At 47.1% G+C, this 16,267-nt stretch carries 18 protein-coding genes; 17 read left to right on the top strand and 1 reads right to left on the bottom strand.

From position 1 onward, the window contains the following. Positions 1–23 precede the first annotated feature (23 nt). Both QD47_RS01445 and QD47_RS01440 read left to right on the top strand, forming a co-directional pair. Positions 24–680: a DUF6483 family protein gene (locus QD47_RS01445; protein WP_044644449.1), complete on the top strand. Its 657-nt coding sequence runs from the start codon at positions 24–26 to the stop codon at positions 678–680. Continuing rightward, a complete protein-coding gene (locus QD47_RS01440) occupies positions 667–1,881 on the top strand; it encodes a class I SAM-dependent methyltransferase (RefSeq protein ID WP_044644448.1) in 1,215 nt (404 codons plus the stop codon). Before QD47_RS01445 ends, QD47_RS01440 begins: the two co-directional genes overlap by 14 nt. A gap of 120 nt (positions 1,882–2,001) precedes the next feature. Here QD47_RS01440 and QD47_RS01435 read toward each other — a convergent pair whose 3' ends face one another. After that, positions 2,002–2,325: a hypothetical protein gene (locus QD47_RS01435; RefSeq protein WP_044644447.1), complete on the bottom strand. Its 324-nt coding sequence runs from the start codon at positions 2,323–2,325 to the stop codon at positions 2,002–2,004. A gap of 143 nt (positions 2,326–2,468) precedes the next feature. Here QD47_RS01435 and uptA point away from each other — a divergent pair, with 143 nt between their 5' ends. The 15 genes from uptA to QD47_RS01360 all read left to right on the top strand — a co-directional run bounded on the left by uptA (position 2,469) and on the right by QD47_RS01360 (position 15,830). Further along, positions 2,469–3,083 (top strand): undecaprenyl phosphate transporter UptA, encoded by a 615-nt coding sequence (gene uptA / locus QD47_RS01430; RefSeq protein WP_044644446.1) that lies wholly within the window; start codon positions 2,469–2,471, stop codon positions 3,081–3,083. A gap of 1 nt (position 3,084) precedes the next feature. After that, positions 3,085–3,654: a thioredoxin family protein gene (locus QD47_RS01425; protein WP_044644445.1), complete on the top strand. Its 570-nt coding sequence runs from the start codon at positions 3,085–3,087 to the stop codon at positions 3,652–3,654. A 3-nt stretch (positions 3,655–3,657) separates the two neighbouring features. Then, positions 3,658–4,287 carry an MBL fold metallo-hydrolase gene (locus tag QD47_RS01420; RefSeq protein ID WP_044644444.1) on the top strand — a complete coding sequence of 210 codons (630 nt, stop codon included), beginning with the start codon at positions 3,658–3,660 and terminating at the stop codon, positions 4,285–4,287. 244 nt (positions 4,288–4,531) lie between these two features. Beyond that, positions 4,532–4,741: a hypothetical protein gene (locus QD47_RS01415; protein WP_044644443.1), complete on the top strand. Its 210-nt coding sequence runs from the start codon at positions 4,532–4,534 to the stop codon at positions 4,739–4,741. An 80-nt stretch (positions 4,742–4,821) separates the two neighbouring features. Continuing rightward, complete coding sequence (locus QD47_RS01410; protein ID WP_014278076.1) at positions 4,822–5,208, top strand: hypothetical protein; 387 nt, start codon at positions 4,822–4,824, stop codon at positions 5,206–5,208. Positions 5,209–5,573: 365 nt separating this feature from the next. Further along, complete coding sequence (gene gatC / locus QD47_RS01405) at positions 5,574–5,861, top strand: Asp-tRNA(Asn)/Glu-tRNA(Gln) amidotransferase subunit GatC (protein ID WP_044644442.1); 288 nt, start codon at positions 5,574–5,576, stop codon at positions 5,859–5,861. A gap of 27 nt (positions 5,862–5,888) precedes the next feature. Then, positions 5,889–7,346: an Asp-tRNA(Asn)/Glu-tRNA(Gln) amidotransferase subunit GatA gene (gatA, locus tag QD47_RS01400; RefSeq protein ID WP_044644441.1), complete on the top strand. Its 1,458-nt coding sequence runs from the start codon at positions 5,889–5,891 to the stop codon at positions 7,344–7,346. 26 nt (positions 7,347–7,372) lie between these two features. After that, on the top strand, positions 7,373–8,818 hold the full coding sequence (gene gatB, locus QD47_RS01395) for an Asp-tRNA(Asn)/Glu-tRNA(Gln) amidotransferase subunit GatB (RefSeq protein WP_044644440.1): 1,446 nt from the start codon (positions 7,373–7,375) through the stop codon (positions 8,816–8,818). Positions 8,819–8,980: 162 nt separating this feature from the next. Further along, complete coding sequence (locus QD47_RS01390; protein ID WP_044644439.1) at positions 8,981–9,442, top strand: GNAT family N-acetyltransferase; 462 nt, start codon at positions 8,981–8,983, stop codon at positions 9,440–9,442. Positions 9,443–9,518: 76 nt separating this feature from the next. Further along, positions 9,519–10,232 carry an MgtC/SapB family protein gene (locus QD47_RS01385; RefSeq protein ID WP_044644438.1) on the top strand — a complete coding sequence of 238 codons (714 nt, stop codon included), beginning with the start codon at positions 9,519–9,521 and terminating at the stop codon, positions 10,230–10,232. Positions 10,233–10,313: 81 nt separating this feature from the next. Next, positions 10,314–10,967: a hypothetical protein gene (locus QD47_RS01380; protein ID WP_044644437.1), complete on the top strand. Its 654-nt coding sequence runs from the start codon at positions 10,314–10,316 to the stop codon at positions 10,965–10,967. Between the two features lie 7 nt (positions 10,968–10,974). After that, on the top strand, positions 10,975–12,378 hold the full coding sequence (locus QD47_RS01375) for a DUF4097 family beta strand repeat-containing protein (protein ID WP_044644436.1): 1,404 nt from the start codon (positions 10,975–10,977) through the stop codon (positions 12,376–12,378). Between the two features lie 109 nt (positions 12,379–12,487). After that, on the top strand, positions 12,488–12,934 hold the full coding sequence (perR, locus tag QD47_RS01370; RefSeq protein ID WP_044644435.1) for a peroxide-responsive transcriptional repressor PerR: 447 nt from the start codon (positions 12,488–12,490) through the stop codon (positions 12,932–12,934). A 165-nt stretch (positions 12,935–13,099) separates the two neighbouring features. Continuing rightward, positions 13,100–14,818 (top strand): glycosyl hydrolase family 18 protein, encoded by a 1,719-nt coding sequence (locus QD47_RS01365; RefSeq protein ID WP_044644434.1) that lies wholly within the window; start codon positions 13,100–13,102, stop codon positions 14,816–14,818. A 133-nt stretch (positions 14,819–14,951) separates the two neighbouring features. Continuing rightward, positions 14,952–15,830 (top strand): nucleotidyltransferase-like protein, encoded by an 879-nt coding sequence (locus QD47_RS01360; protein ID WP_044644433.1) that lies wholly within the window; start codon positions 14,952–14,954, stop codon positions 15,828–15,830. Positions 15,831–16,267 lie beyond the last annotated feature (437 nt).

The raw sequence follows: 16,267 nt of genomic DNA, 5'->3' as shown, positions 1-16,267 counted from the left end.
CGGGATGAAAGGAAGCGAACGGCTTGCTTAGAAAAGATTATTTGCTCAGTATGATGGAAGAAATGACATCGGCAGTGGCATCAGTACTCGGTCTAAGGCGTGAAAATAAACACGTCGAAGCGCTAAAACAACTGGATGACCTGCTTAACAAGCAGTTTCGTCTTCGTTCAGATTTGCTCAGACGATTGCCGCCGGAACAAATTATTGAGCTTTTCCGACTGGGTCCCGGTATTGAAGCGGACAAGCTTCAGCAGGTGGCTCGCATTTTGGAAGAAGAAGCCGCTATTTACCTGGAAACCGACAGAACAGACGAGGGGATACGAATCTTGATTAAATCCCTTCATCTATACTTGTACAGTGATTTGAATGGCGCGACCCGTGACATTCAGGTTCTGCCTGAACGAATTGCGTGTATCGTCAATTTGGTTCGGGAATATGAGCTACCAGCCGATACAAGCAAGCTGCTGGCTGTCCATTACGAGCGAGAGGACAGACTGGACGAGGCCGCTGATGTCTGGTTCGGACTGGCATGGGAGCAGCCGGAGCTGTTGCCGGAAGCAGAGGCATTTTATAATCAATTGCTGGATAAGACTGATGCGGAGCTTCAACGGGGTGGACTTTCACGCCGGGAAGTAACCGAGGGTTTGGTCGAGATTACCCAACTACATGAAAGAAAGTGAGATGTACCTTTTGGATTCACTGCGTGAACTTATATACCAACTAACTACAGGAGGATCCCTCATAACCGCGACGCTGAGTCAGCTTCGTAAACGGGAGGATGCTTCCTTTACTAAAGTGCAAATCAAGCCTGTGGAATTGAAGAACAAGCTGCATTACCAGTTTGCTTTTCATTACAGCAACAAAGTCATTCATGAAAACTTGCCCCCTGACGAAGCTAACGAGCGCATGACCGCCTTGTTTGAGGACACGTTCCGTCAAGGACTCTTGTGTGCGAAGAATGCGGACTATCAGGTGCTGATCAGTAAAAAATATAAAGTGTCTATTTTGACAAAATCACCGAGCAAAAGTACAGCCGACCTGTCTCATAACCGCAAAAAGCAATATGTGCTGGAGGAAGGGGAACGGATTCCTTTCCTGATTGAGCTTGGGATCATGAATGAGGACGGCAAGGTACTAGCCCGCAAGTATGATAAGTTCCGCCAAATCAATCGTTTTCTCGAAATGGTGCAGGATGTACTGCCTAACCTTCCCGTAGGTCGTCCTTTAACAATTGTGGATTTTGGCTGCGGCAAATCATATTTGACCTTTGCGCTGTATCATTACTTGGCAGTACAGCAAAAACGACCTTTGCAGATCGTCGGTCTGGATTTGAAGGCAGATGTTATTGAAACCTGTAATCTTCTGGCTCAAAAGCTGCAATACCGCCAATTGGAGTTTTTGGTCGGTGACATCGCGGACTATAACGAGCTGGAGCAGGTGGATATGGTTGTGACTTTGCATGCCTGTGATACCGCAACGGATGCCGCGTTGGAGAAGGCAGTTCGTTGGGATGCATCTGTCATTTTGTCCGTTCCGTGCTGCCAGCATGAGCTGTTCAGCCAGCTGGAAAATCCGGTGCTGGAGCCGCTGCTTTCCCATGGTATTTTGAAGGAGCGCTTTTCAGCGCTGGCAACAGACGGTATCCGAGCCAAGCTGCTGGACATGATGGGATACCGGACACAGTTGCTGGAATTTATCGACATGGAGCATACGCCTAAAAATATTTTGATCCGTGCCGTCAAAGGCCAAGCAGGGGAACGTTCTGTTTTATGGCGTGAATACACGGCATTTCGGGATTTTATTCATGCTGATCCTTATTTGGAGCGTGCTTGTGCGGATTTGCTTCCCGAGGGAGCAGGGCAGACGAAGAAACAGGGATAGAAATATAGCAAAAGTGGGGCCACTGCGGGGTGGCTCCACTTTTTTGTAAATCACAGTTTACAGTTTGCAGTTACAGATTGAGATGCTTCCCTTGCTTCGCATATCCTTGGATGCGCAGAACTATCCGCCATAGGCACTTCTAAAGGCAGTGCACAAAACGGCGCGATCCACCTGCCACAATGCTGCGAGTTCCTCGCTGACATCTTCATCCCACCAGTCGCATAGTAGTCTGCGGTTGCTGTGGTTTTCGGCGATCCAGATGAGGTGTCCGGCGACCTTGCGGCAGTACAGCTCCTCGCCCTGCTTGACCAGATCGGGGGCGATGTGAACGGGCAGACGCTTGCAGGTTCTGTACAGCTCTTTGCTGCATGCGCGCCGGATACCACGAGCCGTGGGTAGACGGGATTGTGGATTGTTATGTTTGGGGATTTTGCCGGGAGGCATATCATATCCCCTCCTCTCTCTCTCAACTTATGCGGGCAGAAGAGCGGGGGTCACTCACCTCCCTGTTTGGGCGAAGTGGCGACTTGTTCTGCCGCTGTGATACACTAATGGAAATAGAGAACAGGCAGGGAGTGGGAAGTAAAATGGACCATATATCTAGTATCATTAATTATTTGTTTGAGATCATTCGTAGTCTTGGGTATTTTGGTATTATGCTAGGCCTGATGGTTGAGGTCATTCCAAGTGAAATTGTCCTCGCTTATGGCGGCTTTTTAGTTTCCTCGGGTCACATTAATTTTTTTGGTGCGGTCGTGTTTGGAACCATCGGCGGAGTGCTGGCACAACTGTTTATTTACTGGATTGGACGCTATGGCGGCAGACCGGTATTGGATAAGTACGGAAAATACATACTCATCAAAAAAAGCCATGTCGACCACGCCGAAGCCTGGTTTAACAAATACGGCACAGGGGTCATTTTCACAGCCCGCTTTATCCCTGTTGTGCGTCACGCGATCTCCATCCCTGCCGGGCTGGCTCGCATGAGTGTATGGCGTTTTATTATTTTGACGACGCTGGCAGTTATACCTTGGTCTGTTCTGTTTATATATTTAGGAATGCTGCTTGGAGACAAGTGGGAGCAGATTGACGAAGTGGCAGCACCTTATATCAAACCGATTTTGCTGGTTGCCCTTGCGCTCTTGATCATTTATTTTGTTATCAAATGGATTGTGTCCAAAAAGAAGAAAGGGAGTGTATAACATGAGTCGTACTAACGTGTCACAATATTTTGGAAAAGGTCTAAGCCCCGAACAGTTTATGGAGGGGATGGAAAAGAACAAGGAAGCCTTCCGCTCCGGGTATGATCAGTTTGTGTGGAACCGTGAAGAGGACCGTGAGTATTTTGAAAGCCTGAACCATCGGGATGACCTGCATGTACTCATTTTGGCCGCCGACTGGTGTGGAGATGTAGTACGCAACGTGCCGGTTGTATTCCGTGCGCTGGAGAATAGCGGGATTCCGACTGAAGTATTGATTTTGGAAAATCATCAAGCGCTGATGGACGACTTCCTGACGATGGGCGGACGTGCTGTACCGATTGTGATTTTTGCCGATACAGGGGGCCATGTACTGGGTCACTGGGGACCGCGTCCTGCACATGTCCAACAAATTATGATCGGGTTCAAACGTGAAAATCCAGATCGGGAAGCCGATGATTATCAAGAAAAAATTGCGGTGGCCCGTAAAGAAATGGCTGAGAAATATGGGGAGGGAACCGAGGTTCATCCTGTAATTGTTCAGGAATTGCGCGAGCTAATCTCGGGATTTTAAAATATGACGTTGTCTATTCGCAGCTTTAATCTGGGCCCGCTCCAAACGAATGCCTATTTGCTTCAGGGGGATGACCCGCAGCGTGCCGTTATCATTGATCCTGGCATGAATCCGGGTCCTTTGCTGAGAGCCATTGAGTCACTGAAGATTGAAGCCATCTTGCTGACCCATGCTCATTTTGATCATATCGGTGGAGTGGATGAGATTCGCAAAGCGAAGGGTTGTCCGGTTTATCTGCACCCTTTGGAGCAGGACTGGCTTACATCCCCTAAATTAAACGGCTCTTTGATGTGGCCCGAGGCATCCCCGCCGATCTCGACGGAGCCTGCCGAATATGATTTGGCGGAAGGTCAGCAATTGAACCTGATCGGGCATACATTCAAGGTGTTCCATACACCTGGGCACTCACCCGGAAGCGTCAGCTTTTTGTGTGGTAAGGACTTGTTCTCCGGCGATGTATTATTCCGTCAGGGTGTTGGCCGCACAGACTTGACAGGTGGGCGGGAACGGGACTTGTACGATTCCATTCAGAACAAATTGTTCCCGCTTGGAGATGACATTACGGTGTATTCCGGTCACGGTCCCAAAACGTCCATCGGGTATGAGAAAGCCAACAATCCGTATATACGATAAAAAGTGATGAATGTTTTCGGCTGGGGCATAATCAAGGTTGTGACAGGTTTTGCCCCATTTCGACAACAAATTATAAATAATGTATAGACAAAGGTTTTTATTTTTGTTAACATACACATATTGAAGTTACATACTAAACTCGCGAAGCACGCAAGCTGTGGATGAATCCCGGTTTGCGTTCTTTTTTTTGCCCATTAAGAGGATAAAGAGGCATTTGGCCGTCAGATCACAAGGGGGAGCATCAATGAAAAGGAAGTATATATCTGGGTTACATCGTGAGAATGGAGATAGCCGCCATTTTTCCATAAAGACAGAAGACGGAGCTTCTGTGCAAGGTTCTGAACCGAAGGTAATAACTTGGAAAAAGGTAACAAAACAGGACGGAACCATTGCACAGAGTTGGCACGCAAGGCTAAATGAGTACAGGCTGGGACGTGGAGACGGACAGTTTTGAAGATACATAGATGATATAGACAAGCTACTTTTTTTTTAGTAGACTTAGCAGATAAGTTCAGACAAACGGGGGGGCTAACGATGCATCATTTAGGAACTAGAATTATGATCGTCGCGGATGCTTTTGAGCAGAATCTTCCTGTGGGCGAACATGGTTATATCATCGCTTATGACCGTAATGCGGACAATGCTTTTGACTATGTCATTCGCGTCCCGAAGGTGAATCGCAACTTTTTTGTACCTTCCGGGGACATTGAGCTGGAAGAAAGTATTTTGAAGCTGGAAGCCGAGCGGATTGAGCGTGAAGCGCTGATAGATTACGCCCTTGCTACGCATAATGAGAAGCTGTTCAGACATGTGATGAACGGTGGTCTTGATTCGGTAGAGGTTGAGGAAGAAGAAACCGCGACAGAATTGTTGTCACAGGCTGATTTTATTAGACAAGTCAATTTACGTGCTTGGATATAGGGGGGCGGCTAATGCCGACTCTTTTGAAGAATATATAATTAGCACGTTCTTAGCTCCTATCGCTTTTCGAAAGAGCACCGAGAGGTGCTTTTTTTTATACATTTAGTAACATTTACTGCTCGGCTATACAGTTTGATTCTGTACCGCGTCAAAGATTGAATTGTAAAGGGTTCTATCCTATAATTAAAAACGTTATTTCAAAGTTCGGTGCAGCATTTTTGATATCAGGATTTTGCAAAATTCGATTCAAGTCGCTCCGAAGTGCAATATATAGACGAACTAGACCCTTTCGATCTATAGATTGTTCATTGGAAGTCGCTTATTGGATTTTTGCAAAATCCTCTTATACACGAGGAGGTTTTTGTATGAACATTTCCACGGAAGATGTCCGTCACGTAGCCAAGCTGTCCCGGTTGAATCTGACCGCAGCCGAGGAAGACACGATGACAGGGCAATTGAACGCTATTCTTCATTATGCGGAGAAGCTGAATGAGTTGGATACGGAAGAGGTAAAACCGACCACTCATGTGCTGCACGTCAGCAATGTCATGCGGGACGACGAAGTTCGCGAAAGTTTGACACACGAGCAAGTGATGCGCAATGCACCTGAAGAAGAAGACGGACAGTTTAAAGTTCCTGCTGTTTTGGAATAGATTTCACATTTGAAAGGAGGATGCAAATTGAGCTTGTTTGATAACACATTGCCGGAAATACATAACAAGCTGCATCAAAAGGAAATTTCCGTGAGTGACCTGGTGGGTCACGCTCTGGAGACGATTGGTGCGCGGGAAGACAAGATCAGGGCCTATATTACGGTTGACGAGGAGCAGGCACGTGCATCCGCACGTCAGCTGGACGATCATCTGATCTTGGGAGAGGAACGAGGTTTGCTGTTTGGCCTGCCGGTTGGCATTAAGGATAACATCGTGACAGAAGGGCTGCGTACAACGTGCGGCAGTCAGTTTTTGAAGAATTTTGATCCCGTGTACGATGCAACGGTTGTCGGCAAATTGCGTGCGGCGCAAACCGTAACATTGGGCAAAATGAACATGGACGAATTCGCGATGGGCGGCTCTAACGAGAATTCCAGCTTCTTCCCGGCACGAAATCCTTGGGATCTGGAACGCGTTCCCGGCGGCTCCAGTGGCGGCTCGGCTGCGGCTGTAGCAGCAGGCGAGGCTTATTTCACCCTCGGCTCCGATACAGGCGGCTCCATTCGCCAACCCGCTTCTTATTGCGGCGTAGTCGGCTTGAAGCCAACCTATGGTCTGGTATCACGTTTTGGTTTGGTGGCCTTTGCTTCTTCTTTGGACCAAATTGGACCGATTACGAAGAATGTTCAGGATTCGGCGTACGTATTGCAAGCCATTGCAGGCTATGATCACAAGGACTCCACTTCTGCGAAGGTAGACATTCCTGATTACTTGAACGCTTTGACCGGAGATGTAAAAGGACTTCGTATTGCTGTACCTAAGGAGTATCTGGGTGAGGGTGTCGATCCACAGGTCAAGGAAAAGGTGCTGGACGCGCTGAAAACGCTGGAAGGACTGGGCGCGGTATGGGAAGAGGTTTCTCTTCCGCACACCGAATATGCGGTAGCCACATACTATCTGCTGGCTTCATCCGAAGCATCGTCCAATCTGGCCCGTTTTGACGGTGTACGCTATGGCGTACGTGCAGACAACCCGGACAACCTGCTGGATCTTTACCATCAATCCCGCACGCAGGGCTTTGGCCCCGAGGTGAAGCGCCGGATTATGCTGGGCACCTATGCGCTGAGTTCCGGGTACTATGATGCTTACTACTTGAAAGCTCAAAAAGTGCGTACACTGATCAAACAGGATTTTGATCGTGTGTTTGAACAATATGATGTCATTATCGGACCTACTGCGCCGACAACAGCTTTTAAAATCGGTTCGCAAGTGGATGATCCATTAACGATGTATTTGAACGATATTTTGACGATTCCGGTGAGTTTGGCTGGAGTGCCGGCCATCAGCATCCCTTGTGGCTTTGCGGATGGATTGCCGGTTGGACTGCAAATTATCGGAAAAGCCTTTGACGAGTCTTCCGTGCTGCGTGTAGCACATGCCTTTGAACAAAATACCGAATTTCACAAGCAGCGTCCGCAGCTGTAATTTGCCGAAAAGGAGGGAACCCATTTATGTCTACAACTACATCCAAATATGAGACGGTCATCGGACTGGAAGTCCATGTGGAACTGCATACGAAGTCTAAAATATTTTGCGGATGCTCGACATCCTTCGGAGCACCGCCAAACTCGCATACATGTCCTATTTGTCTTGGACATCCGGGGGTACTGCCGGTATTAAACCGTCAGGCCGTTGATTATGCGATGAAAGCGGCGATGGCGCTTAATTGCACGATTGCTGATGTGAGCAAGTTTGACCGCAAAAACTATTTTTACCCCGATTCGCCCAAAGCTTACCAAATTTCGCAATACGATCAGCCGATTGGCGAGCATGGCTGGATTGATATTGAAGTGAACGGCGAGACTAAGCGTATCGGCATTACCCGACTGCATCTGGAAGAGGACGCAGGTAAATTAACACATGTCGATGGCGGCTATGCGTCTTTGGTTGATTTTAACCGTGTCGGTACACCGTTGGTCGAGATCGTTTCGGAACCGGAAATATCTTCACCGGAAGAAGCCAAGGCTTACCTGGAAAAAATACGTGCGATCATGCAGTATTGTGACGTATCCGATGTAAAGATGGAGGAAGGCTCGCTTCGCTGCGACGCGAACATCAGCCTTCGTCAACATGGACAGAAAGAGCTGGGTACTAAAGCAGAGCTAAAAAACATGAACTCCTTCCGTGGCGTACAGCGCGGATTGGAATATGAGCAGTTCCGCCAGGAACAGACGCTGGAGGAAGGCGGAACGATAGTACAGGAGACACGCCGTTGGGATGAGGCCCAAGGTAAAACTCAGTCCATGCGCGGTAAGGAACAGGCGCATGACTATCGTTATTTCCCGGACCCGGATCTCGTTACGCTGCATATTGATGCAAAATGGAAAGAACGCATCCGTGCTTCGATTCCTGAACTGCCTGACCAGCGTAAAGCACGCTACACCTCGGAATATGGATTGCCTGAGTATGACGCACTGGTAATTACGTCTTCCAAGCCACTGGCCGATTTGTTCGAGGATAGTCTCCAATACACGAAGGATGCCAAAGCAGTATCCAACTGGATTATGGGGGATTTGCTCGGGTATTTGAACAGTGCCGGTGTGGAGCTGTTGCAGGTTAAACTGACAGGTCGGGGCTTGGGTGAAATGATCGGACTGCTGGAAAAGGGGACGATCAATAGTAAAATCGCTAAAACGGTCTTCAAGGAAATGCTGGAGAGTGATAAACTGCCGCAGCAAATTGTTGAAGAAAAAGGGCTTGTGCAAATCAGTGACGAGGGCGCGATCCTGACGATCGTCGAGCAGGTAGTAGCGGCTAACCCGCAATCGGTTGAGGATTACAAAGCTGGCAAGCAGAAGGCCATTGGCTTCCTGGTTGGTCAAGTGATGAAGGAGAGCAAGGGCAAAGCAAACCCTGGCCTCGCCAACAAGCTGCTGACGGAAGTGCTAAACCGCTAATGGCATAGATTTGAAAGGGGCTTGTCTTATAGGGACAGGCCCCTTTTTATATAGGCTCTGTGATGAGCTGCGGTACGGAATTTGGAAGTGCAATGGCATGTTACGAGTTTTTCTATAGAAAACAGTAGCACAGCCTGCCCTGAATAAAAGGAGGGATACAGTATGATTAGCATATGTTCATTGGAAGATGATGAAATGGTCAGTCAGATATGGCATCTTCAGCACATCGCTTACAGACTGGAGGCTGAGCGGATCGGTTTTGATGAAATACCACCCCTTATGGATACGTTTGATACGCTGCGAAGCTGCGGAGAGACATTCTATGGCTGGATTGAGGACGGCGACCTGCTAGGGGCGCTGGCGGTGCAGTCTGAGTCGTCCGATTCGCTCACTCTTACACGTATGATGGTTCTTCCGGACCATTTTCGCAAAGGGATTGCCGACTCCTTAATGAAGCATGTTTTGAATGAATATCATCATATACCGCTGTTTATCGTATCTACAGGAACTTTAAATGCTCCTGCGGTGGCCCTTTATCGAAAACATGGCTTTCGCCCTGTATCGGCGGTGGAGGTGGCTCCGGGCGTGGAATTAACCACATTCCACCTGCATAACGTGAAATAGCACTCAAATAGCCTTACTAGCACAGAAACCACGAACCCGGCGAGGGAAGCACAACATAACCGGAGAAGGGAGCTTTATGGATAATCCTTGGGTTATAGACAATTCGCATATCATTTTACGGCTTTTGCTGTCCATGCTCCTCGGTGGATGCATTGGCTTTGAGCGCGAGCGTTCAAAGCATGCGGCTGGTTTGAGGACTCATATTATGGTCAGTCTCGGTTCGACGCTTATTATGCTGCTCTCCATTTACGGCTTTGCCGATTTTATCAAAGAAGCCAATGTACGTATTGATCCGGCTCGCTTGGCTACGGCTGTGATTACGGGAGTGGGTTTTTTAGGCGCTGGAACTATTATATTTACAGGCAAGTCCATCACTGGTTTAACGACAGCCGCCTCTATCTGGGTGGTAGCAGCTATTGGCCTTGGAATCGGAGCAGGGTTTTATTTTCCATCTATAGTGGCGACTGTACTCGTATTTCTAAACCTATGGGTGTTTAACAAAATCGAGTTGCGGTATATGCGAGGACGCCAGCCTCATCTCATTACACTGTACGGGTTGTCCTCTCACGGATTACTGGAGCAAATTTCGACTTATTTAGAGCAAGAAAAGGTGGAAATACGTAAAATAGTGATCAAAGAGCATGAAAATGTACCTTTTCACGAGGTCCACCCGGATCGGCAGAGCATGGAGGTTTCCTTGGAGGTGCTGGCCCGCGGCGATTTTAATCCAGTGCGTATTGCAGCTGATCTCCGGCAGTGGGAGGATGTAGCGGCTGTTTCTGTGGAATGATGGTTTACCACATTTTTTCAGTTACTCTTGAATCCGATTGGGGTACTATCTAACCATTGGAGCATTTGCTGCGGATCACGCATGGAATTCAAAGGGGAGGATGGCATGAACTCGGAACAACCGTTACTGTCTGGAGAGGGACAACAGTCACCGGAGCTGGAGCAGCGGGAACACCCCAAACAGGGAAAGCGTCTGAAATACACTAAATTTCGCAAAGGTATTGCCATCATAATGGCAGCATTGTTACCCGGGCTGGGACATTTTTTTTTAGGGCTCTTCATTAGAGGGCTTACATTTATCGTATTGCTTTTGTTAGATATTTTTGCAATGCTGTATGTTGTTTCTGACGGTTTGAGGATTAACATTCCGTTGCTTATTTTGCTCGGCTTGTTCATTCCTGTTTTATATTTTTATAATGTATATGACGTGTTACAATCAGCGGATTATATGGTTCGTTATCGCCGTAAGCCGGATCGTAATGCACAGATGGATGCACGAGGACAACAAAGCAGTCCATTTTATGCTTGGGAGAGAGGCTTGTCTTTTGCCGTGCTGCTCGTGGTGGGTGGTGGACTTATGATTCTGTTTCGTATGAAACCACGCTGGCTAGGCAACTTTTTCGAGGATTATGGCTTTTTGACGTTAGCTATTTTATTAATGCTGATCGGACTATTAGTCTTTTTGCGAGAAGTCGGCTTGTCGGTCAAGCGTAAAAAGGTTAAGGAAAGAGGGTGAAGCTGGCGTGCACCGCAAAATAAGAGTCGGGCGCTACACCTCTTCACTTCTGTTGATGGCTGTAGGCGTTCTGCTTATCCTGGATGTTGTTCAACATACCGAATATATGCTTTTGCTGCTCGTATGGTGGCCCATTATTTTTGTGCTGTGGGGACTGGAGTATCTGATTTTTTTTTGGGTGTACTACCGCAAGGAGGGCAAGCCCGACAACGGACGGCGTTTCAGACCTGATCTGAAGGGAATTGTCTCCGCATTGGTAGTGGCCGCTGCTGTTTTTACCATGACCCAACAAAATCATTATATGTACCTGTGGAACCAGGTTAGTTTGAATCTGACCGCGGCGTCCATGGATTTTAGTCAGGCGAAAGGAAACCGATATGATATGGGCGGCGTCCTGGTGCCTGTAACGATGCAGACGTCCGATTTGATAGTTGATTCGGTCAATGGTGATGTAACGCTGATCAGACGACCTGTATCCAATGTAGAGGTACGTGCGACCTTGTGGGTGGATCAAGCGCCTGCTGCCGAAGCGGACAAGATTGCTCAAGCCTCCTCGCTGACTTCTACCGACGGCAAGACCATTCAGATTCGTCCTGAGGTACAGTCATACGGAGCATCGAGCAGACGTCAGCCCCGTACGAATATGCTAATTACAGTGCCGGAGGATCGGCGATTTAATATGCAGATCAGAACCTCCAACGGGGATATTACCCTGAACGGAGTAGATGCCATCGACAGCATCCGGCTTGAGAGCGGAAATGGGAATCTGACGGTTAATGATGCTATCGGCAATGTCAAAGGAGTTACCTTGAACGGTCAGATCAAATTGCATCGTATCACTGGAGATGTAGATGTTCGAACCAATCGCGGCGATATGCAGGCAGGGGATATTGAAGGAACAGTTGCGCTGCGTACGATGGTAGGTGACATTCAGATTGCCCGCTCGGAAGGTGATATTACGGTTGATACCCAAAATGGTGACATGAACGTTCTGAATCCCACAGCCAAGCTGAATGCAAATTCGCTCAATGGTGGGATCAAAGTGCATAGCGAGCAGGTAGGCGGAGATTGGAAAATATACAGTGCCGTCGGTGATATTGCATTGGACCTTCCTTCGAATGGTGACTTTCAGTTGGAGGGGTCCAGCAGTTACGGTAACCTTCGATCAGACTTCCCTTTTAAAATAGACAGTAAAAGTATCTCAGGCCAAAATGGGACAGGTAAGTATACGGTCAACGTGGAAGGCAACAGTAATTTAACGATCAAAAGGCTACTGATGCCATCGCTACCTGGCTTGGACGAGTCGGCGGGATCGAGTGTGCCTGATGCATCAGAAACGCCTTCGGCTGATTCTGAATCTCCCGCTACCGGGGCCTCCAACGGGACATCCAGCAATAATGCGGCGCGTTGACAAGAAACTTGAATTGACCGTACAATGTGGATAGACCTTACAACGTGAATAGAATGTAAATGTTTGTAATAAAGCGAATAGTAAGTAAGGGATAAGGCGGTGGACATATATGGCAGCTCGCGTCCAGCATGCTTTGGAACTTCTAAAGAAGACAGGTGTACGCATAACACCCCAGCGCCATGCCATATTAAACTATTTGATGGAATCTATGGGACATCCGACCGCAGATGAAATATATCGTGCGCTCGAATCCAAGTTTCCAAGCATGAGTGTGGCTACGGTTTATAATAACTTAAAGATGTTTATAGAAGCGGGTATGGTACATGAGTTGACCTATGGAGATAACGCCAGTCGTTATGATGGCAATGTTTCGGAGCACTATCATATCATTTGCGAAAAATGCGGAAAGATTGAAGATTTCAGTTATCCGTACTTGGCTGATGTGGAACACCATGCCTCGTTAGAGACTGGTTTCGAAGTGCATGGACATCGTATGGAGTTATACGGAGTGTGCAAAGCTTGTATTAACAAGGAAATTCAGCAAAACAAGGAATAGAAGTTTTTTGGTGCGGTATGTATATATTCTAATGGGTTGGAAACGTGAGAAATTCCCCACAAGCGGGGATTTACCGCGTTTTTTTGTTTAAATAACTTGTCTGTCAGCAACCAGTTCAGTTTACGTTATCCTGTAATTCAAAGTTCCGACAATGGAGGTTGAATATTGGCCAGAAATCATTCCAGAAGCCGCCGTAAACGTTCGCGTTTCAAAGGGGCAGCAAGCTTGCTATTGTTCGCAGCGATCATCTGCGCAATTACTGTCGTATGGTTCGGTAATCCGCTGCATGAAAAACCCGATTGGCAAGGCAGTGTCCGTCCTATTTTTATCCAGGGAAAGTTGACCGGATATGAAGCCCAAAACTCTGGCAAGAACATGCTGGTACCGCTCAAATTTGTGCAAAGTAAAATTGATCCTGCGATTCGTTATGAGGGCGACAGCCAAACTATTATTTTGGCTACGAGGCAAAATTTGCTGCATATGACCGTTTCGAAGCCCCAAGGGGAATTGAATGGAACATCATATACGCTCAGCACAGCTCCCCAGATTATTAGTGGATCAGTTTATATACCTATGCAAGCTGTTCGTGAAGTATATGGTGTATCCGTTCATGAAGACACAGTGACGGGTGCAGTCATCCTGATGAAAGCCGGAGAGAAAGTCAAACTGGGGAACGTGGAGAAGAAGGATGGACGACAGGATGCCAAAATTGCTTTGCGTAAAGAAGCCTCCAGCCTGTCTTTTATTTTGACGGATATACCTCAACAAACGAACGTGCGTATTTGGTCCAAACAGGCTGATTGGTATTTTGTTCAACTTGATAATGGCTACGCTGGATATGTGCAGGCGCCCAATGTCTCTGAAGGAGAGGAACTTGCGGTGGCCGCGGTTAAAGATGCTCCATCCATCTCAGAGAAGCATTGGGAGGGTAGGCCTGTCAATCTCGCCTGGGAGGCCGTTTACAACCGTAAACCTGATCCTTCCAAATTTGACCCTATGCCTGGAGTGAATGTGGTGAGTCCCACCTGGTTCAGTGTCATAGATAATGAGGGCACCGTACAAAGCAAAGCGGACCCTGCCTATGTCAGTTGGGCGCATCGCAAGGGGATGGAGGTATGGGGTTTGTTGAGCAACAGCTTTAATCCTGAATTAACGACAGAGGCCTTGTCTACCTTTGAACGGCGCAAGTCGATTATAGATCAGATGATTACACTTGCCGGGGAAAATGGTCTGGACGGTATCAATATTGACTTTGAAAATGTTCATACGAAGGATGGACCCAATGTCACCCAATTTTTGCGAGAGCTTAAGCCGATGGCACGTGAACATGATTTGATATTGTCTATCGACGTAACACCTAAATCTCAAAGTGAGATGTGGTCTGCTTTTCTGGATCGAAAATCATTGGGTTCCATTACGGATTATCTCATGGTTATGGCCTATGATGAGCATTGGGCAGCCAGCCCGAAGGCTGGTTCAGTCGCCTCACTGCCGTGGGTGGAAGCGTCGATCGAGCGAATCATTCAGGAGGATGAAGTACCATCTCAAAAAGTTGTCTTGGGCATTCCGCTATACACTCGTGTATGGTCTGAAACACCTAAAGGGGACACCATCAAGGTTAGCTCCAAATCACTTGGTATGGAGTCAGCAGCAGCGATTATCGAGAAATTTAAGCTGAAGCCTAAATTCAGAGCGTCGGAAGGCCAGAATTATGTCGAGTATAATGAAGACGGCATTGTTAAAAAGATTTGGCTGGAGGATCGTGTATCGCTGGAAGCGAGGGTACAACTTGCCAAGTCATTGAAACTTGGGGGAATCGGTGTATGGAACCGGACCTTTGCGGATGAAGCCGCTTGGGATACTTTAAAAGAAATAAGCAAATGAGGAATTTGCAAAATCCTGAAATAAAACATAAAATTTATAGATTTGAAGAAGGAAATTTCTTTTTTTTATGTAGAAATGCTCACATATATCCAAATTTAGCGGTAATGGCCGCCTTGCAGGTATGGAGGGAGAAGTGCAGCTAACCAAATTAAGCTTGATGTATGATGAATTGTTGCAGGAAGATTCGATCGGTATTATTTTGTATAGAAAGCCGAGCGAATATTTTCATGGAGCCATGCTGTACGATTTTGATGAACTCATTCTAATTATTGGAGAAGTTCGGAAGTCAGCCCGTTCCATTCAGCATTTACTGATTAATGGCTTAAGGTGTCAGGTGTTGTACGTAACACTGGATTGTCTGAAAGGCTGGATTATCGCCGGTGTACATGCCAACATAATAGATTATTTACTGGAAGGCCGCATCATGTGGGAGCGGGATGAAAGGGTCAGTCTTTTAAGGCGGGAAATTATCGAATTCAACGGCCCGTTACGGGAGCAAAAGCAATTTCATGAGTTCGCCCGTTTTCTGGCTAATTACGTTCATGGTAAAAGAGCGATGCGAGAAGGTCGGATTATTGACGCTCATCAGAGTATTCTGAAGGCGTTGGATCATTGGGCATCCATTGAGCTTATTGAGCGGGGGATTTATCCGACGGTTCACTTGTGGGTTCAGACACAGCCGTTGGATCGGACGATCTACAAGCTGTACAACGAACTCACGTTAAGTACGGAAACTCTTGAGCAGCGGGTTGAGCTTGTGCTGCTTGCTTGCGAATTTTCAGTGATGTCTAAAATGGAGGGGTGCTCAGCACCGCTATTCCGCATTTTAGGCAGCAGACGGGAGCCCTGGTCCATAGATGAGCTTATCAATCATCCTGAGCTAAAAAATCTCCAACTGGATCTTACCGTAGTGCTACGTAAGCTCGTATACCGCTCATTGATCAGGGAATCGACTGGCGGGAATCTCAGGAATCGCGGACACCATAGTGAATTACGTTATTCCCTTATTTAATTGATACATCGAATCAGCGGGAGGAAGGTCCGTTAAAACGGGTTTTTCTTCCTTTTTTTATGCGTAATAGAGTCACTTTGACGCTCAAAACATAAAAATTGTCGTTAAAGGTTGACGAGCTTATAAAAGGTATGCTAAGTTATAACTCGCCCCATTAAGCAGCATGAATAATTTAGACCTGTTTACAGCAGGATAAATATATTGCAAACAAGCATGAAAATAAATTTTACAAAAAAAGCTTGACGTAAAATGAGGTTATGTGTTACATTATTTAAGTCGCCGCTGAGACGCGGTGGTGAAACGAAGTAAGACAAAAGCAAAACATAATGTAGGTTTGATCTTTGAAAACTGAACAACGAGTGAGTACGGATTTTGTTTACAAAATCCAAGCTGAGATTTTGGTACATGCCGTCAGGCTGTATAAAATGGAAGCCAAC

Source organism: Paenibacillus terrae (assembly GCF_000943545.1).
GTDB lineage: Bacteria > Bacillota > Bacilli > Paenibacillales > Paenibacillaceae > Paenibacillus > Paenibacillus terrae_A.
This window is presented reverse-complemented; position numbering and strand designations above follow the sequence as displayed.

Bases quoted from the DNA above. Each gene is read 5' to 3' on its own strand.
- QD47_RS01440 (WP_044644448.1), top strand. From the start codon at position 667: ATGAAAGAAAGTGAGATGTACCTTTTGGATTCACTGCGTGAACTTATA.
- QD47_RS01435 (WP_044644447.1), bottom strand. From the start codon at position 2,325: ATGCCTCCCGGCAAAATCCCCAAACATAACAATCCACAATCCCGTCTA.
- uptA (WP_044644446.1), top strand. From the start codon at position 2,469: ATGGACCATATATCTAGTATCATTAATTATTTGTTTGAGATCATTCGT.
- QD47_RS01425 (WP_044644445.1), top strand. From the start codon at position 3,085: ATGAGTCGTACTAACGTGTCACAATATTTTGGAAAAGGTCTAAGCCCC.
- QD47_RS01420 (WP_044644444.1), top strand. From the start codon at position 3,658: ATGACGTTGTCTATTCGCAGCTTTAATCTGGGCCCGCTCCAAACGAAT.
- QD47_RS01415 (WP_044644443.1), top strand. From the start codon at position 4,532: ATGAAAAGGAAGTATATATCTGGGTTACATCGTGAGAATGGAGATAGC.
- QD47_RS01410 (WP_014278076.1), top strand. From the start codon at position 4,822: ATGCATCATTTAGGAACTAGAATTATGATCGTCGCGGATGCTTTTGAG.
- gatC (WP_044644442.1), top strand. From the start codon at position 5,574: ATGAACATTTCCACGGAAGATGTCCGTCACGTAGCCAAGCTGTCCCGG.
- gatB (WP_044644440.1), top strand. From the start codon at position 7,373: ATGTCTACAACTACATCCAAATATGAGACGGTCATCGGACTGGAAGTC.
- QD47_RS01390 (WP_044644439.1), top strand. From the start codon at position 8,981: ATGATTAGCATATGTTCATTGGAAGATGATGAAATGGTCAGTCAGATA.
- QD47_RS01385 (WP_044644438.1), top strand. From the start codon at position 9,519: ATGGATAATCCTTGGGTTATAGACAATTCGCATATCATTTTACGGCTT.
- QD47_RS01380 (WP_044644437.1), top strand. From the start codon at position 10,314: ATGGAATTCAAAGGGGAGGATGGCATGAACTCGGAACAACCGTTACTG.
- perR (WP_044644435.1), top strand. From the start codon at position 12,488: ATGGCAGCTCGCGTCCAGCATGCTTTGGAACTTCTAAAGAAGACAGGT.